The sequence below is a fragment of the Bradyrhizobium sp. Cp5.3 genome (genome assembly GCF_000426265.1).
Lineage (GTDB): Bacteria > Pseudomonadota > Alphaproteobacteria > Rhizobiales > Xanthobacteraceae > Bradyrhizobium > Bradyrhizobium neotropicale.
In genome coordinates, this window is the sequence record NZ_AUFA01000017.1 from 46,767 (window position 1) to 66,268 (window position 19,502).

Consider the following 19,502-nt stretch of genomic DNA (forward strand, 5'->3'; position numbering starts at 1 on the left):
CCGACAAACTCCGATCGTTGCGGCCGCGCCGACGCAGATGAGCACGCCCCTGCGTGTGATCATTTCACTCCCCGTTCATCGCGGGTCGTATCCGGGTTTCTTGTAGATGGTGTCGGGCTTGCCGACGATGTCTGGCTTGCAGACCCGCTCGGTCCAGTCCCTCGGCTCGACGTCTTCGATGCCGACCGAGACAGACTCTTCCCCATAGTTGAGCGTGATCAAGCTCGCTGCGAGCAGTCTCATTGCAGTGGTCCTTCCACATTTGCGGGGTACGACATCAGCCACCAAGCGACGAGCGCGGCGCAGAGCACAGTCAAGGCGCTGGCGAGAAACACGAGGTTCAGCTTCGCTCCGGTCGCAATCAGGCCAAGCGCGGGACTCGCGAGTCCCTGGGCGAGGTCGAGAAAAGCGGTGTAGGCGCCCATGGCCAGACCACGGCTCTGTACCGGCACGCGGCGCACCGCTTCGACGCCGAAGCCGGGATAGACCAGCGAGAAACCGAAGCCGGTGAGCGCGGCTCCCGCCAAGGCCATCTCGGGCCGAACGGCCAGCCAGATCAGCGCCTGACCGATGACCTCGATCAACGTACAGACCAGCGCGACCCTCGCCCCGCCGATCACATCGGCCACATGGCTGAAGAACAAGCGCGCAAGGATGAAAGCGACTGCATAGGCCGTGTAGGCGAGCCATCCGTTGGCCCAGCCTCGATATGCGAACAGCAGCGCGACGAACGTGGTCACCGCGCCGAAGCCCACGCTGCCAAGGGCCGAGCCAAGGCCCGGCACCCATACGGCACCAAGCACCTTGGCGAATGAGAAGCGCGCGTGCTGCACCTGACCGACCGCGGGAATTTGCGCGACGAGCAGCAGCGTCAGCAGCGGAGCCGATGCGGTAGCGATCGCAATCGCCGCAAAGCCATAAGCGGCGTAGAGCGCCGCGCCGGTCGGCGCACCGATCGCAAAGGCGGCGAACATTGCCGAACCCACCCAGGCGATGACCTTGCCCGTGCTGCTGGCCTCGGCGAGCGCCAATCCCCAACTCACCGCGGCCGTGATGATGAAGCTCTCCGCTCCGCCGAGCACACCGCGCCCCAGCAGGAGAATTGCGACCGAGGTCAGCGGAGCCGTGGTGAAGCCGAGCGAGAGCAGATACAGGAGCCCGGCGACCGTGGCCGCCAGCAGACCGATGACCACGCCGCGTTTGGCTCCCCGACTATCCGAGAAGTGGCCCGCCCAAGGTCGGGTGACGAGCGACGCCGCGAACTGACTGCCCGCAACGAGACCGACCACGAAGGTGCCCAGCCCCAATCCATTGTGGACGTGGAGCGGAAGGACCGGCATCGCAACGCCGATGACGAGAAAGGCGACGAAGACGACCCCCATGATCGGCAGCAACGTCGCTGCGAAGCGAGGGGCCGCGGCGGGCTCCTGCATGCCCATTACCGACATGGCGAATTCAAAGCTCCTGCCGGGTTTCGTCCGGCGGCTTTGCAGAACCCGCGGCTTGCTCCCATCTCGTTGCTTTCGGTCATCGGTCTTGGCCCGTCAATGAGACGGCATGGCCGCCTGATGGCTGATCCAAACCTAGGGCTTCCGCCGTCACTCGATTAGGTGATAAATTCCGCATGTAGTCATTAGAGTAGCTTATCAATGCATCGAGACGACGCGAGCGATCTCCTCGCCTTCCTCGCGGTCGCGAGGGAACGCAGCTTCACGCGAGCTGCGGCGCAGCTCGGCATGACGCAGTCCGCGCTCAGCCAGATCATCCGGAATCTCGAAGAGCGACTTGGCGTCAGGCTCCTGAATCGGACGACACGCAGCGTCACGCCCACTCAGGCTGGAGAACGCCTGTTCGTGAGCATCGGACCCAAGTTCAACGAGATGGACCTGGAACTTGCTGCGCTCAGCGAACTCCGCGAAAAACCGGCCGGGACCGTTCGCCTCACGGCGACGGAGTATGCCGCGGCAGAGATATTGCTGCCCGCGCTTGGGAAGATCTTGCCGAAATACCCCGACATCCACGTCGAGGTGATCATCGATTACGGGCTCACCAACATCGTTGCTCAACAGGTCGACGCGGGTATTCGTCCCGGCGAACTCGTTGCCAAGGATATGATCGCCGTTAGGGTCAGCCCCGACCTACGGATGGCGGTCGTGGGCTCGCCTTCCTACTTCGCCGAGCGCAAGCGGCCCAAGGCGCCGCAGGATCTGACCAGCCACAACTGCCTCAACCTTCGCCTGCCGACACACGGCGGCAGCCTCTACGCATGGGAGTTCGAAAAGAACGGGCGCGAGCTCAATGTGCGCGTCGAAGGCCAGCTTGTGTTCAACAGCGCAGGCTTGCTCCTGGAAGGTGCGCTCAAGGGCCTCGGCCTCGCCTACCTGACCGAGGGCCATGTGCAACCTCACATCTCGCAAGGACGCCTGGCGCGAGTCCTCTCGGACTGGTGTCCGCCGTTCTCGGGATATCACCTCTACTATCCCAGCCGCCGCCAACTCTCGCCGGCCTTCTCGATGTTGGTCGAAGCTCTTCGATATCGCGGGAAATAGCGAGAATCCCAGTGACAAGCTCACCTGGGCGGGAGATCCCCGAAGACCTCGACCAGGCGAAAACGCTCGCACATCAGCATCATGTCCTCGCTGAATCGTTCGAGCCGGCCGAAAAAGGCCCGATGGGCGCTGCGCCAATAGGCCAGGCTCCGGTCGCCCTCTCCCTCATCAAACGCAAAATCGGCCTCAACGTCATTGAAGCGCCGATATGTGACCTCGGTGGTTTCGATGACACAGCGCGGTTCTCCGTGTCCATCGAGCACGACCCAGCGCTCACCGGGCGTAGAGGTGTTCGGCTCGTCCTCTGTGCTGCAAGTCGCGGTCTTGATTCCCTTCATGACAAGTTCAAGTAGTTCATCTGCGAGCGCGGGACTGTCGCCGAAGGCGAACGTTCGGAGATGTTGATACCGTTCGGGGATCAGCTCGTTCATGGTTTTCCACCTGCCCTCATCGGGTGCCATCACGACATTCGGCACACGTCCGGATGCAGAAGGGGCGCGTCCTTCACCCAGACCTTGGCCCCCTCAGACCCGGAGACCGCACGCAGCGCTTCGCCAGCCGGCAAGCGGATCCAGGCTTGGGACGTCAGCGCCTGATCGCCGATCGACAAGCTCCCCGCGAGGACGAGCGCTTCGAGCCCACGCGGGTTCTCGATCGTGATCGTCCTGCCCGGCACCCAGCTCTCGATGCGCACGTTTTCGAAGCCGTCGTCGAACAGTTCGATCGCGCTCGTCGCGCCCGATCTCGGGGCCAGAGGACGACCTTCCGCAGGCCGTCGCACGATCTGGTCGCGATCGCCGTCCCGGAATTGCCAGAGACGAACGAAGATCGTGCAGCCGTCCTTCGATGCGGGAACGTGCGAGGTCCCGGGCGGATTGCGGTAGTAGCTGCCCGCCGGGTAGTCGCCGTGTTCGTCCTGGAAGACGCCATCGAGAACGACGACCTCCTCGCCGCCGCCGTGGGTGTGGCGAGGGAATGCGCTATCCGGCGCATATCGCACGATAGAGGTGGCACGCGCCACCTCGTCGCCGATGCGGAACAGCATGCGCCGCTCGACGCCGGGGGACGGGCTTGGCTTCCACGGCAGCTGTGCGGCGTGAACGATAACCGGAACCGTCAGATCATCATTGATGCGCATTGCGTTGCTCCGTCATGGTCAACACCATTCTGAAATTTGCCTGGCCGGACCTCATCCGCGCGACCGCCTCCGCGGCTCTCTCCAAGGACACGATCTCGATGCGCGGACGGACGCCCGCGAGCACACTGAAATCCAGCGTCTTTTCGTTCTCGAAGGGCGTGCCAGTGATCGATCCCAATATACTACGCTCGCCCACCACCAGATGTCCCGTAGATACCGGCAGCGGATCCCGTCCCGCCCCCAGCAGCACCAATCGTCCCTGCGGAGCGAGAGCGCCCATGAGCGCTGCGACCGCCTGAACATCGCTTATGGTGGTGACGATCGCTTTCGCGCCGCCCAAGCTCTGCAGACGGGCGAGCGCATCGTCCTCTTTCGAGTCGATGTAGACATGGCTCCCAGGCCGAGGGCATCATTCGCGATATCCGCGCCGCGTCCGACAGCCACGACCCTGAAACCCATCTTCCTGGCGTACTGAAGTGCGAGATGTCCCAGCCCGCCGATCCCCTGCACGACCACGGTGTCGCCGGCTTCCGCACCCGACTTCTTGAGCGCGTTGAACGTCGCAATGCCCGCGCAGAGCAGCGGTGCGGCCTCTTCGGAGCTCAGTTCGTCCGGAATCGAGACCAGCCCGGTCGCGCGCGCAATCATCATCTCCGCGTAGCCTCCGTCGCAGGATGATCCGACGAAGGGCTGCTTGGAACAGAGCTGGAATTCGCCCCGGCGGCACTGGACGCATTCGTTGCAATGGCCTCCGAGCCTTCCGACACCAACCCTTTGACCCATTCTCCAGATCGACGGCGTTGCTGGGCCCAGTGCCACGATGCGCCCCACCACTTCATGACCGGGAACGCGCGGCGGGTGCAGAGCCGGATCGGCGCGGTCGATGTCGGCAGCATCCGCGCCGCAGACGCCGCAGGCCTCGACCGCGATCAGCACTTCGCCCGGGCCGGGCGAAGGCATCTCGCGTTCCGCGATTTCGAGCCTGCCGGCCTTCGCGACCTGAACGACGCGATAGGATCGCTTCATATCCTTACCTCCGATGGTCGTCTTCAGATGATTGCGCCGGACGAGGCCCGACCTGAGGGCGCGGTGCGCGCAAGCGCGCGATCAAGGACGCGGCGGCGCCTTCCGCCGCGTTCACGGCGCCGGCAAGATAGCCAGGCTCGCGAACGCTTGTCTCGCTTCCGGCCAGAACGATCTGATCACGCCAGCGTTCCCCGACCCATGGGCGCCGATCCGCAACGGGATGCCCCGCCGCGGTTCGGTCCCGGTTCGTCGCCGTAAGGGGATCGGTCGCCCAATCCTTGATGAGCGTCGCCCGCGGCTCGGCGGCCTCCGGGCCGAACAGAAGAGCCAATTGCAGGACGCACGACGCCACGATCGCATCCTTACCCTGCGATGCGCGGTCTTCGCCGGACAAGCCGAGAAAGCCGAACAGAGCAGCCTTTCCCGAGGCGGTCGTGGCATCGTGGATTTCGACGAGCGGGCCCGCCATGCTCTGCGCCGTGCCCGACAGACCCTTCTCGCGCCAGAACGGTCGGTCGTACACCGCGAAGAACTTCGCATGCGGAGCCATCCACGTCGGCGTATTGCGCCAGCGCCGCGCCGACGCTTCGTCGATGCCAGGCGTAAAAGAGACGGTCGCCTCGAGCAGCCGCGGCGGCAGCGCGAAGACGATCTGCGACGACCGATCCGTCCGTTCGGCGCCGTTCGCGTCGACGAAGCTCAGCTCGACCTCATCGCCATCCAGCCTCGCGGCTGTGGCTCGGGCGCCGAGCTCGATGCTCCCCTCCGGAAGACCGGCGGCGAGCGCCGTTACGATCGATGCCGTGCCGCCGACGACCCGCATGGACACAGGCGGCTGGCCTATTCCTCCGAAGCGTTGGGGAGCTTCGCGCGAGAAGCGATGGAAGAGGACGTCACCATCACTCTGCTGAGCGAAGCTTGCGAGACCGAGACTTTCGACCAACCGGCCCAACGACGGCTGCATGTCGGGCCAGAACCAGGACGGACCGAGATCGAAACCGTCGCCCGCAGGCAGGCCCTTCTCGTCCACCGAAAGGATGCGTCCCCCGAGCCGCAATCGCGCTTCGAGCAGACGAAAATCGAGACCCGCACGGTGGATCAGATGGGCCACGGTCAGACCGGCGAGGCCTCCTCCGACGATCAGAACGGCGCGATCCGACGACGACACGCTGAGCACCCGAAAAATTGAAACGCCGACCGAAGGTGTTCGAAAGGCGACGCCTCCGCAAACGGGAAGATCTTGGCGGGCAGAAAAGAAAATCTTTAGCGTGGATCAGCACCACCACCAACAGAGCGGTAGCCGTATGTGCCCGTATTCCGGATTATCATTGACAGACGCCTAGCTCATCCCAAATGTAAGCTAGTCTGGTCTAAAAAAGAAAATCTTCTCGCCATGAGATCGCCCGTCTATCTGAATGCGATGCGCGCCTTCGAGGCGAGTGCCAGGCACGAGGGCTTTTCGGCCGCCGCCTCGGAGCTCAACGTGACGCCCGCGGCCGTCGGACAACTCGTGCGCAGTCTCGAGGAGTGGCTCGGCACTCCCTTGTTTCATCGGAGCACCAGCGGGCGGGCGCGGCTCGTCGCAACCGAGATCGCTCAGCGCGCGCTGCCGGACATACGCGCCGGGTTCGACCGGTTGAGCCTGGGCCTCGAGCGGCTCAAGGAGGGATCGGCGAGCGGCGTTCTGACCGTGACGGTCAGCCCGGCCTTCGCGGCCAAGTGGCTGTTGCCGCGCATCGACCGCTTCCAGGCCTCGTGGCCGGATACCGACGTCCGGCTCGATACCAATCTCAAGCTGCTGGATTACGCCGCCCAAGGCATCGACATCGGGGTGCGCTATGGCGCCGGGGTTTGGCCCGGGCTGACGGCGCAAAAGCTGATGGACGAGGAGATATATCCGGTCTGCTCACCAATGCTCCTGCGTCGGAGGCGATTGCGCACACCAGCCGATCTGGCCGGTCAAATGCTCATCCATGATGTGTCAGTGGATTCTCGCGCCGGGTTCGCGACATGGAGCACTTGGCTCAAACAGGCGGATGCGCCGGATGTCGCAACGAAACGGGGCTTGCGGATCAACAATTCGGCGGCAGTGCTGCAGGCGGCGATCGACGGACATGGCGTAGCGTTGGCGCGCAGCATCATGGCGCGCGACGATGTGGCGGCAGGCCGGCTGGTGCGGCTTTTTCCCAAGATCGCGCTGGCATCGGCGCTCGCATATTACGTCGTCTATCGTCCTGAGTGCGCCGCGCTGCCGAGGCTGGTGGCCTTCCGAGACTGGCTGCTTGGCGAGGCATCGAAGGTAGGCCCTTCTTGCGGCGAGCAGGCGCGCGTTCAAGACACAGGGGAATGATCCCTTACCGATTGTTGTGGCATCGCTCGGACTGTCTGGAGCATTTTCCGGCAAGGAACGCCGGTTCCAGGCAAGAGCTTGCCCCATTGCTCCTGTAAAACGTGGCTCGCATCAGGAGAGCGTGAGGACGGCCTTCATCACCTCACGCTTGCGAAATGCTGAGGAGACGCACCATGAAGATTGTCGTGATCGGCGGAACCGGATTGATCGGATCCAAGCTCGTGGCGAAGCTCAAGCAGCAGGGTCACGAGGCGGCAGCAGCCTCGCCAAAATCGGGCGTGAACGCCGTGACCGGGGAAGGCCTCGCCGCGGCGCTGGCGGGCGCGGATGTCGTCATCGACGTCGCCAACGCGCCGTCCTGGGAGCCTGCCGCCGTGCTCGAATTCTTCGAGCGCTCGAGCAAAAATCTCGGCGCGACGGAGGCCGCCGCGGGCGTCAAGCATCACGTCGCGCTGTCGATCGTGGGAACCGAGCGGTCGCCCGACATTGCCTATTTTCGTGCCAAGCTCGCCCAGGAGACCATCGTCAAGGCATCTTCCGTCCCCTACTCGATCGTCCGGGCCACCCAGTTCTTTGAATTCCTCGGCGCCATTGCCGAAATGGGGGCCGTCGGAAGCAATATCGTCGTTCCCTCCGCGCAGTTTCAGCCGATCGCTGCGGACGACGTGGTCGATTGCCTCGCGGAGGTCGCAACGGCGCGGCCGCTCAACGGCACGATCGATATCGCGGGACCCGAGAAGGCGCCCTTCAATGAGTTCGTTGCGCGCCGTCTGAAAGCGTCCGGCGACAGCCGTCCAGTGGTCGGAGATCCAAGCGCACAGTATTACGGCGCTCCCATCAGCGACACCTCGCTGAACCCGCTCGGCGAGGCGCGGCTCGGAAAGACGCCGCTCGCAACATGGCTCGCGAGACTCTGAGGAACCGCCATCCTGTATTCACCCAAGGGAAATGAAGGGATCCCCATGCGCAGATTGCTGATCGCGGCGGCGATTTACGCCGCAACTTTCCTGACGGCTCATGCAGCCGAGACGCAGCCGGCAGCGAAAGCGGCCAAAGTGACCGTCGTGTTCGACCAGGCACTGCCAAATGTCCCGGGCAAGAGCATGAAGGGCATACTGGTCGAGTATGGTCCCGGAGGCTTCTCACCGGCCCACATTCATGCGCGCTCTGCGTTCATCTACGCGACCGTGCTGGAAGGGGCCATCCGCAGTCAGGTCAATGACGAGCCCGCCAAGGTCTTTCACAAGGGAGAGAACTTCTCCGAAAAGCCCGGCGACCGCCATGCCGTCAGCGCCAATGCCAGCGATACCGAGCCCGCGAAGCTGCTTGCCGTCTTCGTGGTGGATACGGACGACAAGGAGCTGACGACGCCGATCGCAAAGTAGCGCCGGATCCGCGTGCGGCGGCCCGACGCTCGCTGCTATGATCCCGGGCCTTCAACGAACGCGACCGGCGTCCCCTTCGAGACTCTACCGGCGACACGTTCGGCGTCCCAATTGGTGAGACGCACGCAGCCGTGCGATTGCGCCTTGGAGATCTTCCCCGGCGAAGGCGTACCGTGAATGCCGTAGCCTTCGGCCGACAGGTTGATCCAGACCGTGCCAACCGGATTGTTCGGACCGGGCCTGATCTTGAAGGGCTTGCGGGAACGCACGTCCTTGAAGTGATAGGCGGGATTGTAGCGGTAGGTCGGATTTTTGCTGATCTCCGTCACCTTCAGCGTGCCCGAAGGCGACGGCTTTTCTTCGCTTCCGACGGTCGCCGGATAGAAGCCGATCAGAGCATTCGACTTGTCGAACAGCTTCACCGTCTGCCGGCTCTTGTCGATCTCGACCCTGTCGGCCTTGGCCGTCGCACCGCCTTCCCCGCTGCCGATGTCCACGACGAGGATGGTGTCGCCGGCGCGATCGAAGCGGCGCCCGGGGTTGAGCGTCGCCAACAGCTGCTCGCTCATGTGAAATCTCTCGGCCAAGCCTTCGCGCGGACTGGTGAAGGCGAGCTTCGGGATGTCCTTCATGTCCTCCATCTTCGACGGAAGCTTTTTCAGGAACGGACCCGCGACGTCCTGCTCGGTGATGGTGTATGTCGCCGTCAGCGGCCGGTCGTCCCCGCTCAACGCCCTCCAGACGTCCTCGGTCAGAACGTCCGAGCTCGGACGCTGCTGGGCTTCCGCATAGGCGCGCAGCGCCTTCCTGGCGTTCTCCCCGAACTTGCCGTCGATCTCACCTGCCGAGAAGTGCGCCCTGTCCAGGAGCACCTGCAGCCGAACGCCTGCCGGCGTCGGCTTCTCGTTCGACAGAGTCTTCTTCGATGGTTGGGCGGAGTTGATGGCGTCCGCATTCATCTCGGCAGCGGACGCCGGCGCGGCTGTCAGGGCGAAGACCAGAAAGAAACAGACCTGCCCCGCTTTCGTGAGCGACATCGCCGCCTCCTTCCGCGGGAGGGCAACTCGTCTCGGCGGCGGAAGTTTCCAGTTTTTTCCGAAAAGCTCGAAAGCTGGGAGGCGGGCCGGCGCAGACGTCACGCGCCCCTTCTTGCATCCCTCAGGCGTCGCGACGAGCGGCCATCTCCGCTGCGAGCAGCAGCGCGGCGCGGCTCGCGCCGATCGATGCGGTCCCCTGTCCTGCGATGTCGTAGGCGGTGCCGTGCGCCGGCGTGCAGATCGGGAACGGAAAGCCGCCGAGCAGGGTCACGCCGCGGTCGAAGCCCATCAGCTTCATCGCGATCTGCCCCTGGTCGTGATACATCGTCAGCACCGCATCGAAGGCGCTGTTCTTCGCGCGCAGAAACACGGTGTCGGCGGGAAACGGCCCCTCGGCGGCGATGCCCTCGCGCTGGCCTGCCGCGACCGCAGGCGCGATGATGTCGATCTCCTCGCGGCCGAAATTGCCACCATCACCCGCGTGCGGATTGAGCCCGGCGACCGCAATGCGCGGCCGCGCGAAGCCGGCGCCGCGCATGCAAGCATCGGTCAGCTTGAGCGCGCGGTGGATGCGCTCGCTGGACAGCCGCGACGCGACGTCCTTGAGCGGGATATGCGAGGTGACCCGCGCGTTCCAGAGATGGCCCAGCACGTTGAACTCGCTCGCCGCAGTCTTGAGCCCGGCGACCTCTGCGGAGAACGCGATCTCGTCGTCGTAGTCGGCACGGGCAAGGCGCATCGCCTGCTTGTTGAACGGCGTGAAGCAGACGGCATCGACGCGCCCGTCGCGGCCGAGTTCGAGCGCGTGCCGGTAGTTGGCCAGCGCGAACTTGCCGCCGGCAAGGCTTGCCGTTCCCCGCTCGACTTCGGCGGAATCAAGGTGGCCGAGATCGACGAACAGCGCCGCGCCGTCCGCTGCGCGAAAGTCGCCCCCCTGCTCCACCGTCTTTAGCGCAGGCGTGACGCCCGCGACACGCGCGCCCTCATCGAAGATGCGGCGGTCACCGATCACGACGAGCCGGCTGCGGGCGCGGATCTCGTCCTGCGCCACGAGCTTCGCCGTCAGCTCCGGACTGATGCCGGCGGGATCTCCCATTGCCAATGCAATCAGCGGCTTTGCAGTCATAGGATCACCTTCTCCTTCGCTGTCGTCTCTTTGGCGCGGGATGCCGGCTTGCGCCAGGGGCGCGCGAGCTGCAACGCGAGCGGGAGCAGCAACAGCGCGATGCCCGCGACGATCAGGCACGTCACCAGCTTGTTTGCAAAGAATATCCCGAGCGATCCCTTGGACATCAGCATCGACTGCCGGAACGCATCCTCGGCCTTGTCGCCGATGACGATCGCCAGCACGAGCGGCGCCAGCGGATAGAACAGCTTCTTGAAGAGATAGCCGACGATCCCGAAGCCGAGCATCATCACCACGTCGAGATAGGAGTTCGATACCGAATAGGCTCCGACGACGCAGATGATCACGATCAGGGGCGCGATGATCACGAACGGAATTCGCATCAAGGCGGCAAAGACCGGAACCGTGAGCAACACCAGCGCGACGGCGACGATGTTGCCGACATACATCGAGGCGATCAGGCCCCAGACGAAGTCCTTCTGGTCGACGAACAGCATCGGCCCGGGATTGAGTCCCCAGATCATCAGTCCGCCCATCATGACTGCCGCGGTAGCCGAGCCGGGAATGCCGAGCGAGAGCATTGGCAAGAGCGCGCTGGTGCCGGCGGCATGATCGGCCGTCTCCGGCGAGATGATGCCCTCGACCTCGCCGGTGCCAAAGTATCGGCCGCGGCGCGAGAAGCGCCGGGCGATGCCATAGCTCATGAAGGATGCCGCCGTCGGGCCACCCGGCGTGATCCCCATCCAGCAGCCGATCGCGGCGCTCCGCAGCAGCGCAACGCTATGCTGCGGCAGGCGGCCGACCGCGCGGAACACCTCGCCCCAATCAATCTTTGACGAGACCGCACGGGCATGAATCTCCTCCTCGACCGCAACCAGCAGCTCGCCGATGCCGAACAGGCCCATCACGGCCACGACAAAGCTCACGCCCTTGACCAGCTCGTCGATACCCATGGTGAGGCGAACGCTGCCGGAGACGGTGTCGATGCCGATGGCCGCGATCGCAAAGCCGATCGCCAGCGCCACGACGGTCTTGATCGGTGCCGCGCCCCCCATGCCGACGAAGCTGGCAAAGGCGAGGAAATAGACCGCGAAATATTCCGGCGGCCCGAAGGCGAGCGCGACCTGCGCCACCCAGGACGCGAGGAAGGTGATCAGGATGACGCCGATCAGGGCGCCGAACGCGGCCGAACCGAAGGCGGTGGCGAGCGCCGTGGTCGGCCGCCCGTCGCGTGCCATCGGATAGCCGTCGAAGGTGGTGGCGACCGACGACGGCTCGCCGGGAATGTTGAACAGGATCGAGGTCACGGAGCCGCCGAACAGCGCTCCCCAATACATGCTGGAGAGCAGAATGATTGCGGAGACCGGCTGCATGCCGAAGGTCAGCGGCAGCAGCAGCGACACGCCGTTCGGCGCACCGAGCCCCGGCAGCACGCCGACGAGAATGCCGAGCAGCACGCCGACCGCCATCAGGACCAGATGCGGCACGGTGACCGCGATGGTGAAGCCGTGCAGGAGTTCGGCGAGATTGTCCATCAACCTCTCCGTCAGAACCCGAACGCGGCAGCGAGCGCGCCGTGCGGCAAGCTCACCTGGAACATGCGCTCGAACACCACGTAGAGCGCGAGCGCCGTCGCCGCCGCCATCGCGAGCGCACGCGGCACGGTTTGGTGTCTCGGGATCGCAAGCACCGCGAAGACATACAGCGCCGAGGCGAGGTACATCCCGGCCAGCGGGATCGCGGCAACGAAAATCGCAGCCGGCACGAACAGGCCGGCAAGCCGACGCAGCTCGATCGGCGTGATGGCGATGGGAACGCTCGCGAGCGTTGTGGCCGGCAGGAGACCCCGCACCAGATTGTAGAGGCTCCCGAGCACGATGATGACACCGGTCAGGAACGGAAACGTGCCGGCGTCTACGCCCGCGCTCGACCAGCCGATGCCGTTGTCGAGGCTGGAGACGACCACGGCCGCACCGAAGCTGCCGGTGAGGACGGCGGTCGCAAGTTCAAGAGCACGGCGCGATATCATGGCGTGGTCCCCTTGAAGGCTGGGCTATCGCATGTGAGAGCGGGGAGCCGGCCGAACGTGCTCGGCCTGCATGGTTCGAGACGCCCGCTTTGGCGGGCTCCTCACCATGAGGGTCTGATATCTCGCCACGAAGCGCGACCTCATCCTGAGGGCCCGCCGCAGGCGGACGTCTCGAACGATGGCTGCAGGCGACCAGCCCGCGACGTTTTTCGTCATATGCCCTCGCCCTGCCATTGAAGGGGCTTTCCGCCTCACTTGACGAGCCAGCCCTGCTCGCCCGCGACCTGCTTGACGTGCTCGAGGTCCTCCTTGATGAACTTGTCGAACTCGGCACCGGTCAGGAACGTGTCGACCTGGGATGTCTTCTCGATGTAGTCCTTCCATTCCGGCGTCGCCTGCACCTTCTTCATGAGGTCGACATAGAACCCGGCCTGGTCCGGCGTGACCTTGCCGGGCAGCCACACTGTCCGCGGCTGCTCATATTGCTTGATGTCGAGGCCCTGCTCGACGCAGGTCGGAACGTCGCCCCAGCCTTCGGTCGCCGTGACCTTGGCGCCCTGCGGCAGCCGCTTCGGGCTGAAAACGCAAAGCGGACGCTGCGTTCCACCCCGCCATTGCCCGAGGCTTTCGCTGGGATTGTTGACGTGGGAGTCGAGGTGTCCGCCGGCGAGTTGTACCGCGGTCTCGGCGCCGCTCTTGAAGGGGATGTAGGTCAGCTTGACGTGGCCGGCCTTCTCGATCATGCGGGTCAGCACTTCATCGGTGTCTTTTGACTGCGCACCACCCATCTTGAATTCGCCGGATGCGGCGGCCTTGAGGTAATCGCCTGCGGTCTTGTAAGGCGCGTCCTGCTTGACCCAGAGCAGGAACTCGTCCTGCGCCATGGCCGCGATCGGGGTGAGATCGGTGTAGTTGAAGGCAACCTTGGACACAAGCGGCTGCTGCCAGGCGTTCGAGGTGCCGAAGATCACCTTGTAAGGGTCGCCCGCGGACGCCTTGCCGTAGACATAGCCTTCCGCGCCGCTGCCGCCGCCCTTGTTGACGACGACGATGGGCTGCTCCGTCAGCTTGTACTTGGTGATGATGTTCTGCACCGCGCGGGCGAGATTGTCGGTCCCGCCGCCCGGCCCGGCCGTAGCCACGAACTCGATCGGCTTTTGCGGTTGCCAGGCGCTGAGCGCCGGCATCGTGCCGGCGAGCACGGTCGCAGCCGAGAGCAGAAGTGTTGACGTCCGACCCATGATTTCCTCCACACGATTTCTGGTCTGTTGTTCTTGTGGTCGTATCGACGTCTGGTCAGACGCGTTCCTCGCGCCTCCCCGAAGCCGAAACGATTGCGCCTTCTTTTTCGAGCGCTTCGATTTGCGTTTGGTCCAACCCGTGCTCGGCGAGCACCTCGCGGGTATGCTCACCATAGACCGGCGCGCCGGAAAGGACTTTGCCCGGCGTCTTCGAAAACTTCACGGGAAGGCCGATCGTCTTCACCGGGCCGAGCGTGGAGTGGTCGACCTCGACGACCATCTCGCGCGCCAGGGTCTGCGGATCGCTCAGGGCTTCCAGCATGTCGTGCACGGGTCCGCACGGCACGCCCTTCTCTTCCAGCGCCGCGAGCCAATGCGAGCGAGATTTCGTGCGGAAGCGTTCGCTCAGGACGGCTTCGAGCTCTTTCAGATTCGCCATGCGGTCGCCGCCCGTGACGAAGCGCGGATCGGAGGCGAGCTCGGTTGCGCCGAGTGCTTCCAACATCAACAGCCAATGCTTCTTGTTGGCGCCGCCGACCACGAGCCAGCCGTCCGAGGCTTCAAACGCCTGATAAGGCGCGTTGAGCGGATGGGCCGAGCCCATCGCGCGCGGCGCGGTGCCCGCGGCAAGCGCGATCGTCGACTGCCAATAGGTCTGCACCAGGGCCGCCTCATAGAGCGAGGTCTCGACCCACTGCCCTTCGCCGGTCTTGAGGCGATGCGTATAGGCGGCCAGGATGCCCATGCTCGCGAGCAGGCCGGCGGTGATGTCGGACAGCGGCGGCCCGCACTTCACGGGCGGACCATCGGGACGTTCACCGGTAAAACTCATGATGCCGCTCATGGCCTGCGCGACCAGGTCGAATCCGCGGCGGTGCTTGTAGGGCCCGGTGCGGCCAAAGCCCGACAGCGAGCAGTAGATCAGCGCCGGGAATTCCCTGTGCACCGCCTCGTAGCCGAAGCCGAGACGCTCCATCGCGCCCGGCGCAAAATTCTCGACCAGCACGTCGGCGCCCGCGATCAGCCGCCGCAGCACCTCTTTGCCGCCTTCGGTCTTCAGATCCAGCACGATGCCGCGTTTGTTGCGGTTCATCATCAGAAAGGACGCCGCCTCATCGCCGATCTTCGGCGGCACCGAATGGCGGGTGTCGTCGCCGTTCGGCCATTTCTCGATCTTGATGACGTCGGCGCCCATGTCAGCGAGCATCAAGGTGCAGGTCGGCCCCGCCATGACATGGGTGAGATCGACGACCTTGAGGCCGGCAAGCGGCCCCGAACGGCGGGAGGTGGATTGCGATCGGTCGCTTTGCATCGGCCAGCCCTATTGACCGCGCCACTGCGGCGCGCGCTTGTTGAGGAAAGCATCGAGCCCTTCGCGAAAATCCTGGCTCGTGTAGCACATCAGGATGAGGTCTTCGCCCTCGTCCCGCGAAAGGCGCTTCTGCAGGCGGGCCACCGCCTGCTTGGTCGCGTTCAGCGTCAGCGGCGCGTGACCGGCGAGCAGGCGGGCGACCTCATTGGCCCGTCTGTCGAGCGCCGGAAGATCGTCGACGACCTCGCCGAGCAGCCCGACGCTTGCGGCATCCATGGCGTCGAGGAGACGCGCGGTGAAGATCAGATCCTTGACGCGCGCGGCGCCAATCAGCGCGGTGAGACGGCTGACATTGGACATCGACAGGCAATTGCCGAGCGTCCGGGCGATGGGAAAACCGATGCGCGTGCTCTTGGTACCGATGCGCAGGTCGCAGGCTGCGGCGATGCCCGCCCCGCCGCCGGTGCAGAACCCGTTGATCGCCGCGATCGTCGGCACGCGGCACTGCTCGAGGGTGGTAAGCACGCGATCGATCCGGTTCTCGTAGTCGATGGCGTCCTGCGGCGTCTTGAACTCGCGGAACTGGTTGATGTCTGTGCCCGAGGCAAAGGCCTTGTCGCCTGCACCGCGCAGCACCAGCACCTTGATCGCATGATCGCTGTTGGCCTCTTCGCAAATCGCGGCGAGCCGCTCGTACATGGCGAAGGTGAAGGCATTGCGGGCCTGAGGGCGGTTGAAGGTGATCCGCCCGATGCCGTCCTGGCGTTCAAAAACGAGGTCTTCCGCCTCCACCTGCAGGTCCATTTCCTCACGTTCCCTTTTGTTTTTTGCATTTTTGAATGCAAAGGTTTGGATTTTCAAGCTGGAACTTCCGTTATTCGACCTATAAATTCATTTTTGAATGCAAATTGGAGCCTGATCCATGCTTCACGAGGAGGTCGTCGGCCGCATCCGCGCCATCCTGCTCGAGGGCGAAATCCCGCCGGGCGCGCGGATTCCCGAGCGCGAGCTGTGCGACCGGCTGCAGATCTCGCGCACACCGCTGCGCGAAGCGCTCAAGGTGCTCGCCGCCGAAGGCCTCGTGCAATTGCTGCCGCATCGCGGCTCGCGCGCGGCGAAGCTGACCGACAAGGACATGCGCGACCTGTTCGAGGTCTGCCAGGGTCTCGAAGCCCTCGCCGGCGAGCTCGCCTGCGAGCGGATCACTGACGCCGAGATCGACGAGATCGCCGCCGCCCATGCGGAGATGGTGCAGCATTATCGCGAGGGTGACCTGATCCAGTATTACCGCGGCAACCGCGCCATTCACGAGGCCATCGTCTCCGCGGCCGGAAATCCCGTGCTCACGGGGCTCTACGCCTCCGTGACCGCGCGCATTCGCCGCGCCCGCTACGTCACGCCGATGACGCCACAGCGCTGGGCACGCGCCGTCCAGGAGCACGAGGCGATCCTGAACGCGCTCCAGCGCCGCGACGGCGTCGGCCTATCCCACATCCTGCGCGCACATCTCCGCCACAAGCGCGAAGAGGTCTTGCAGGCGGGCTTTGCCGAAACGGAAGGAAGCGAGCCCACGCTGCGGATTGCGTGACGTACGAGTGCCCACAGCATTGGCCACGGTCTCTCCGACTACCGCAGCCTGCGCCCCCCTCACCGGAAGTCATGACGGCTTGTAAACCTGCACAGATCGGGCAATCCTGATCGTGGCAGGACAGGACCGCGCTACATGGCGATCGAGCTGCACGGCTACCAATACAGCGTCTATTCCTGGATCGCCCGGCTAGCGCTCCATGAAAAGGGCGTGGGGTATAATTGGGTCGAGGTAAATCCCTTCGCAGAGGATTGCCCCGCAAGCTATCTCACAACGCATCCCTTCAAGCGCGTGCCCGCATTTTCTCACGCAGGGTTTGTGCTTTACGAAACGGGCGCCATCACACGCTACGTGGATGAAGCTTTCAAAGGTCCCAAGCTTCAGCCCATGGAGCCGAAAGAGCGAGCGCGTTGCAATCAGATCATCTCGATCGTGGACAGCTACGCATACTGGCCTCTGGTGAGGCAAGTGTTCTCGCACCGGGTTTTCAGGCCGCTCATGAGACGACCGGCGGATGAGGGTGAGTTTCAACGAGGCCTCGAAGCGGCGCCAAGAGTGCTCGCGGCACTGGAGACAGCCGCTGCCGATGGGCACTATCTCTGCGGCAGTCAGCTGTCGCTGGCTGACATCCATCTGGCGCCGATGATCGGCTACTTTGTCTTGGCCGACGAGGGAAGAGCGCTTCTTCAGAAGCACCCAAGGCTCAAGGATTGGTGGTCAGAGTTCTCCAAGAGATCTGCGTTCGTGGCCACAACGCCGCGATTGCCGCAAGCCTAGCATCCCAGCCTGTCGGCAACGCCGCCAAAATCCCTGGCAACGATGTCCCAGTTACTGGTGGCCTCGAAGTCGACCTTTTGCAGCGGGCCGTATTCGGTCGGGCGTGCGACGAACGCGGTCTTGAGGCCGTTCTTCTGCGCGGCGGCGAGATCGCCGTTGTGGGCGGCGACCATCATCACCTCCCCCTGCTTGAGGCCGAGCAGGCGCGCGGCACCGAGATAGGTCTCGGCATCGGGCTTGTAGTGCTCGAACAGCTCGGCCGACATCACGAGGTCCCACGGCAGGCCGGCGAACTTCGCCATGTTGGTGAGCAGCGCGACGTTGCCGTTCGACAGCGGCGAGATCACGAATTTTGTTTTCAGCCGCGTCAGGCCGGCGACGCTATCGGGCCACGGATGCAGGCGGTGCCAGCCCTTGGTGAGGTAATCGAGATCGGCCTCGGTGAGGCCCTTGATCGCGAACTTGTCGACCAGCTTTTCCAAGGAGCGGCGATGCAGGTCGTCGAGGATGACATAGCCGCGCTCGGGATGTTTTCGCACGTCGTCCATCGACGCCATGTACATGCCGCGCCAGTCGTCGACCAAAGCGGTCCAGTCGGCGGAGATGCCGCGCTGCCTGCCCCACCACATGAAGTCGGCGATCAGGCTGGTGCGCCAGTCGACGACGGTGCCGAACACGTCGAACACCAGGGCCTTGACGGCGGACAGATCGGACATATGCGCTTCCCCTGTTCTTTTTGTCATTCCGGGGCGATGCGCAGCATCGAACCCGGAATCCAGAAGTTGTGGCGCGAGATTCCGGGCTCCCGCTTCGCGAGCCCCGGAATGACGTCAGAGCATCAGTCCAGGTGGAACTTCGCCAGCTCGCGATGCTCGGCCTTGATGTAGCGCACGGTGCCGGTCACCGAGCGCATCACCACCGTCTCGGTCTCGATCACGCCGTCCTTGCGGAACTTGACGCCTGACAGCAGCGAGCCCGTGGTGACGCCGGTCGCGGCGAACAGGCAGTCGCCCTTGGCCATGTCCTCGATGCCGTAGATCATCTTGGGATCGTTGACGCCCATCTTGGCGGCGCGCTCGCGCTTCTCCTCAGAATCCAGGATCAGGCGGCACTGCATCTGGCCGCCGATGCAGCGCAGCGCCACGGCGGCAAGCACGCCTTCCGGCGCTCCGCCGGTGCCGAGATACATGTCGACGCCGGTGTTGTCGGGATCGGCGCAGTGGATCACGCCGGCGACGTCGCCGTCGGTGATGAGGCGCACGGCGGCGCCGGTCGAGCGCACGCTGGTGATGATGTCGGCGTGGCGCGGACGGTCGAGCACGAGGACGGTGATGGCTTCCGGCGCGACGCCCTTGGCCTTGGCGAGGCTGCGGACGTTGTCGGCGGGCGAGGCATCGAGCTCGACCACGCCCTTGGCATAGCCTGGACCGATCGCGAGCTTCTGCATGTAGACGTCTGGCGCGTGCAGCAGCGTGCCGCCGTCGGCCATCGCCATGGTCGCGATCGCGCCCGGCATGTTCTTGGCGCAGAGCGTGGTGCCTTCGAGCGGGTCGACGGCGATATCGACCTGGGGGCCAGCCTTGATGCCGACCTGCTCGCCGATGAAGAGCATCGGCGCCTCGTCGCGCTCGCCCTCGCCGATCACGATGGTGCCCTCGATCGGCAGCTTGTTGAGCTCGCGCCGCATGGCGTCGACGGCGGCCTGGTCGGCTGCCTTCTCCTGCCCGTGACCGCGTAGCCGCGCGGCCGACACCGCCGCCCGCTCCGTCACGCGCACGATCTCCAGCGTGAGAATGCGCTCGAGCAACGCGTGCGGCGGGACTGAAATATGGGTCGACATCGGCTCACTCCTTCAAACAGTTCGGGACAGAAGTCTCTGTCCGTATCAACTCGCAACGCCCACGGTTCGTTCGAACCGACCTCATTCTTTGAGCATGATCTTTC

The 19,502-nt window shown here is 64.5% G+C and carries 20 protein-coding genes and 1 pseudogene; 6 read left to right on the plus strand and 15 right to left on the minus strand.

The genetic code is table 11. The features are described 5' to 3' along the window. Nucleotides 1–75: 75 nt before the first annotated feature. Both K289_RS51680 and K289_RS0122450 read right to left on the minus strand, forming a co-directional pair. Nucleotides 76–243, minus strand: coding sequence for a hypothetical protein (locus K289_RS51680; RefSeq protein ID WP_198024749.1), 168 nt, complete (start codon nucleotides 241–243; stop codon nucleotides 76–78). Then, on the minus strand, nucleotides 240–1,448 hold the full coding sequence (locus K289_RS0122450; protein ID WP_027553591.1) for an arabinose transporter: 1,209 nt from the start codon (nucleotides 1,446–1,448) through the stop codon (nucleotides 240–242). Before K289_RS0122450 ends, K289_RS51680 begins: the two co-directional genes overlap by 4 nt. A gap of 201 nt (nucleotides 1,449–1,649) precedes the next feature. Between K289_RS0122450 and K289_RS0122455 the strand changes: the two genes are divergently transcribed. Then, nucleotides 1,650–2,549: a LysR family transcriptional regulator gene (locus K289_RS0122455; RefSeq protein ID WP_027553592.1), complete on the plus strand. Its 900-nt coding sequence runs from the start codon at nucleotides 1,650–1,652 to the stop codon at nucleotides 2,547–2,549. A gap of 20 nt (nucleotides 2,550–2,569) precedes the next feature. Here the strand turns inward: K289_RS0122455 and K289_RS0122460 are convergent, their stop codons facing one another. The 4 genes and pseudogenes from K289_RS0122460 to K289_RS0122475 all read right to left on the minus strand — a co-directional run bounded on the left by K289_RS0122460 (nucleotide 2,570) and on the right by K289_RS0122475 (nucleotide 5,881). Then, nucleotides 2,570–2,980 carry an ASCH domain-containing protein gene (locus K289_RS0122460; RefSeq protein WP_027553593.1) on the minus strand — a complete coding sequence of 137 codons (411 nt, stop codon included), beginning with the start codon at nucleotides 2,978–2,980 and terminating at the stop codon, nucleotides 2,570–2,572. A 29-nt stretch (nucleotides 2,981–3,009) separates the two neighbouring features. After that, a complete protein-coding gene (locus tag K289_RS0122465; RefSeq protein ID WP_027553594.1) occupies nucleotides 3,010–3,687 on the minus strand; it encodes a cupin domain-containing protein in 678 nt (225 codons plus the stop codon). Continuing rightward, nucleotides 3,674–4,713: pseudogene (locus K289_RS44910) on the minus strand (alcohol dehydrogenase catalytic domain-containing protein). The gene K289_RS0122465 and the pseudogene K289_RS44910 overlap by 14 nt, the downstream one beginning before the upstream one ends. A 4-nt stretch (nucleotides 4,714–4,717) precedes the next feature. Beyond that, entirely contained in the window at nucleotides 4,718–5,881 is a 1,164-nt protein-coding gene (locus tag K289_RS0122475) for an FAD-dependent oxidoreductase (protein ID WP_027553595.1), read from the minus strand. Between the two features lie 225 nt (nucleotides 5,882–6,106). Here K289_RS0122475 and gcvA point away from each other — a divergent pair, with 225 nt between their 5' ends. From gcvA to K289_RS0122490, 3 genes are all read left to right on the plus strand, one after another. Then, nucleotides 6,107–7,063, plus strand: coding sequence for a transcriptional regulator GcvA (gcvA, locus tag K289_RS44915; RefSeq protein ID WP_051310745.1), 957 nt, complete (start codon nucleotides 6,107–6,109; stop codon nucleotides 7,061–7,063). Between the two features lie 173 nt (nucleotides 7,064–7,236). Continuing rightward, nucleotides 7,237–7,980 carry an SDR family oxidoreductase gene (locus K289_RS0122485; protein WP_027553596.1) on the plus strand — a complete coding sequence of 248 codons (744 nt, stop codon included), beginning with the start codon at nucleotides 7,237–7,239 and terminating at the stop codon, nucleotides 7,978–7,980. A gap of 45 nt (nucleotides 7,981–8,025) precedes the next feature. Continuing rightward, nucleotides 8,026–8,448, plus strand: coding sequence for a cupin domain-containing protein (locus K289_RS0122490; RefSeq protein WP_027553597.1), 423 nt, complete (start codon nucleotides 8,026–8,028; stop codon nucleotides 8,446–8,448). Nucleotides 8,449–8,483: 35 nt separating this feature from the next. Here K289_RS0122490 and K289_RS0122495 read toward each other — a convergent pair whose 3' ends face one another. From K289_RS0122495 to K289_RS0122525, 7 genes are all read right to left on the minus strand, one after another. Further along, nucleotides 8,484–9,485: a L,D-transpeptidase family protein gene (locus K289_RS0122495; protein WP_027553598.1), complete on the minus strand. Its 1,002-nt coding sequence runs from the start codon at nucleotides 9,483–9,485 to the stop codon at nucleotides 8,484–8,486. A 121-nt stretch (nucleotides 9,486–9,606) separates the two neighbouring features. Continuing rightward, nucleotides 9,607–10,611, minus strand: a complete 1,005-nt coding sequence (locus tag K289_RS0122500; RefSeq protein ID WP_027553599.1) for a 4-hydroxythreonine-4-phosphate dehydrogenase PdxA — start codon at nucleotides 10,609–10,611, stop codon at nucleotides 9,607–9,609. Next, nucleotides 10,608–12,146: a tripartite tricarboxylate transporter permease gene (locus K289_RS0122505; protein WP_027553600.1), complete on the minus strand. Its 1,539-nt coding sequence runs from the start codon at nucleotides 12,144–12,146 to the stop codon at nucleotides 10,608–10,610. The genes K289_RS0122500 and K289_RS0122505 overlap by 4 nt, the downstream gene beginning before the upstream one ends. Nucleotides 12,147–12,157: 11 nt before the next feature. Next, nucleotides 12,158–12,640 carry a tripartite tricarboxylate transporter TctB family protein gene (locus K289_RS0122510; protein WP_027553601.1) on the minus strand — a complete coding sequence of 161 codons (483 nt, stop codon included), beginning with the start codon at nucleotides 12,638–12,640 and terminating at the stop codon, nucleotides 12,158–12,160. 251 nt (nucleotides 12,641–12,891) lie between these two features. After that, nucleotides 12,892–13,881 (minus strand): tripartite tricarboxylate transporter substrate binding protein, encoded by a 990-nt coding sequence (locus K289_RS0122515; RefSeq protein ID WP_027553602.1) that lies wholly within the window; start codon nucleotides 13,879–13,881, stop codon nucleotides 12,892–12,894. Between the two features lie 55 nt (nucleotides 13,882–13,936). Further along, nucleotides 13,937–15,193, minus strand: coding sequence for a CaiB/BaiF CoA-transferase family protein (locus tag K289_RS0122520; protein ID WP_027553603.1), 1,257 nt, complete (start codon nucleotides 15,191–15,193; stop codon nucleotides 13,937–13,939). A 9-nt stretch (nucleotides 15,194–15,202) separates the two neighbouring features. Then, nucleotides 15,203–15,997 (minus strand): enoyl-CoA hydratase/isomerase family protein, encoded by a 795-nt coding sequence (locus tag K289_RS0122525; RefSeq protein WP_027553604.1) that lies wholly within the window; start codon nucleotides 15,995–15,997, stop codon nucleotides 15,203–15,205. A 118-nt stretch (nucleotides 15,998–16,115) separates the two neighbouring features. Between K289_RS0122525 and K289_RS0122530 the strand changes: the two genes are divergently transcribed. Both K289_RS0122530 and K289_RS0122535 read left to right on the plus strand, forming a co-directional pair. After that, a complete protein-coding gene (locus tag K289_RS0122530) occupies nucleotides 16,116–16,781 on the plus strand; it encodes a GntR family transcriptional regulator (RefSeq protein ID WP_027553605.1) in 666 nt (221 codons plus the stop codon). Nucleotides 16,782–16,916: 135 nt separating this feature from the next. Beyond that, the gene (locus tag K289_RS0122535; RefSeq protein ID WP_027553606.1) at nucleotides 16,917–17,558 is read left to right on the plus strand and encodes a glutathione S-transferase family protein; all 642 of its coding nucleotides are present in this window, start codon (nucleotides 16,917–16,919) and stop codon (nucleotides 17,556–17,558) included. Here K289_RS0122535 and K289_RS0122540 read toward each other — a convergent pair. Then, entirely contained in the window at nucleotides 17,555–18,274 is a 720-nt protein-coding gene (locus K289_RS0122540) for a haloacid dehalogenase type II (protein ID WP_027553607.1), read from the minus strand. The genes K289_RS0122535 and K289_RS0122540 overlap by 4 nt on opposite strands. A gap of 122 nt (nucleotides 18,275–18,396) precedes the next feature. Continuing rightward, entirely contained in the window at nucleotides 18,397–19,398 is a 1,002-nt protein-coding gene (gene glpX / locus K289_RS0122545) for a class II fructose-bisphosphatase (RefSeq protein ID WP_027553608.1), read from the minus strand. Nucleotides 19,399–19,502 lie beyond the last annotated feature (104 nt).

What these genes read in the sequence shown, in the direction of transcription:
- K289_RS51680 (WP_198024749.1), bottom strand. Translation starts at nt 243, where the DNA reads ATGAGACTGCTCGCAGCGAGCTTGATCACGCTCAACTATGGGGAAGAG.
- K289_RS0122450 (WP_027553591.1), bottom strand. Translation starts at nt 1,448, where the DNA reads ATGTCGGTAATGGGCATGCAGGAGCCCGCCGCGGCCCCTCGCTTCGCA.
- K289_RS0122455 (WP_027553592.1), top strand. Translation starts at nt 1,650, where the DNA reads ATGCATCGAGACGACGCGAGCGATCTCCTCGCCTTCCTCGCGGTCGCG.
- K289_RS0122460 (WP_027553593.1), bottom strand. Translation starts at nt 2,980, where the DNA reads ATGAACGAGCTGATCCCCGAACGGTATCAACATCTCCGAACGTTCGCC.
- K289_RS0122465 (WP_027553594.1), bottom strand. Translation starts at nt 3,687, where the DNA reads ATGCGCATCAATGATGATCTGACGGTTCCGGTTATCGTTCACGCCGCA.
- gcvA (WP_051310745.1), top strand. Translation starts at nt 6,107, where the DNA reads ATGAGATCGCCCGTCTATCTGAATGCGATGCGCGCCTTCGAGGCGAGT.
- K289_RS0122485 (WP_027553596.1), top strand. Translation starts at nt 7,237, where the DNA reads ATGAAGATTGTCGTGATCGGCGGAACCGGATTGATCGGATCCAAGCTC.
- K289_RS0122490 (WP_027553597.1), top strand. Translation starts at nt 8,026, where the DNA reads ATGCGCAGATTGCTGATCGCGGCGGCGATTTACGCCGCAACTTTCCTG.
- K289_RS0122495 (WP_027553598.1), bottom strand. Translation starts at nt 9,485, where the DNA reads ATGTCGCTCACGAAAGCGGGGCAGGTCTGTTTCTTTCTGGTCTTCGCC.
- K289_RS0122500 (WP_027553599.1), bottom strand. Translation starts at nt 10,611, where the DNA reads ATGACTGCAAAGCCGCTGATTGCATTGGCAATGGGAGATCCCGCCGGC.
- K289_RS0122505 (WP_027553600.1), bottom strand. Translation starts at nt 12,146, where the DNA reads ATGGACAATCTCGCCGAACTCCTGCACGGCTTCACCATCGCGGTCACC.
- K289_RS0122510 (WP_027553601.1), bottom strand. Translation starts at nt 12,640, where the DNA reads ATGATATCGCGCCGTGCTCTTGAACTTGCGACCGCCGTCCTCACCGGC.
- K289_RS0122515 (WP_027553602.1), bottom strand. Translation starts at nt 13,881, where the DNA reads ATGGGTCGGACGTCAACACTTCTGCTCTCGGCTGCGACCGTGCTCGCC.
- K289_RS0122520 (WP_027553603.1), bottom strand. Translation starts at nt 15,193, where the DNA reads ATGCAAAGCGACCGATCGCAATCCACCTCCCGCCGTTCGGGGCCGCTT.
- K289_RS0122525 (WP_027553604.1), bottom strand. Translation starts at nt 15,997, where the DNA reads ATGGACCTGCAGGTGGAGGCGGAAGACCTCGTTTTTGAACGCCAGGAC.
- K289_RS0122530 (WP_027553605.1), top strand. Translation starts at nt 16,116, where the DNA reads ATGCTTCACGAGGAGGTCGTCGGCCGCATCCGCGCCATCCTGCTCGAG.
- K289_RS0122535 (WP_027553606.1), top strand. Translation starts at nt 16,917, where the DNA reads ATGGCGATCGAGCTGCACGGCTACCAATACAGCGTCTATTCCTGGATC.
- K289_RS0122540 (WP_027553607.1), bottom strand. Translation starts at nt 18,274, where the DNA reads ATGTCCGATCTGTCCGCCGTCAAGGCCCTGGTGTTCGACGTGTTCGGC.
- glpX (WP_027553608.1), bottom strand. Translation starts at nt 19,398, where the DNA reads ATGTCGACCCATATTTCAGTCCCGCCGCACGCGTTGCTCGAGCGCATT.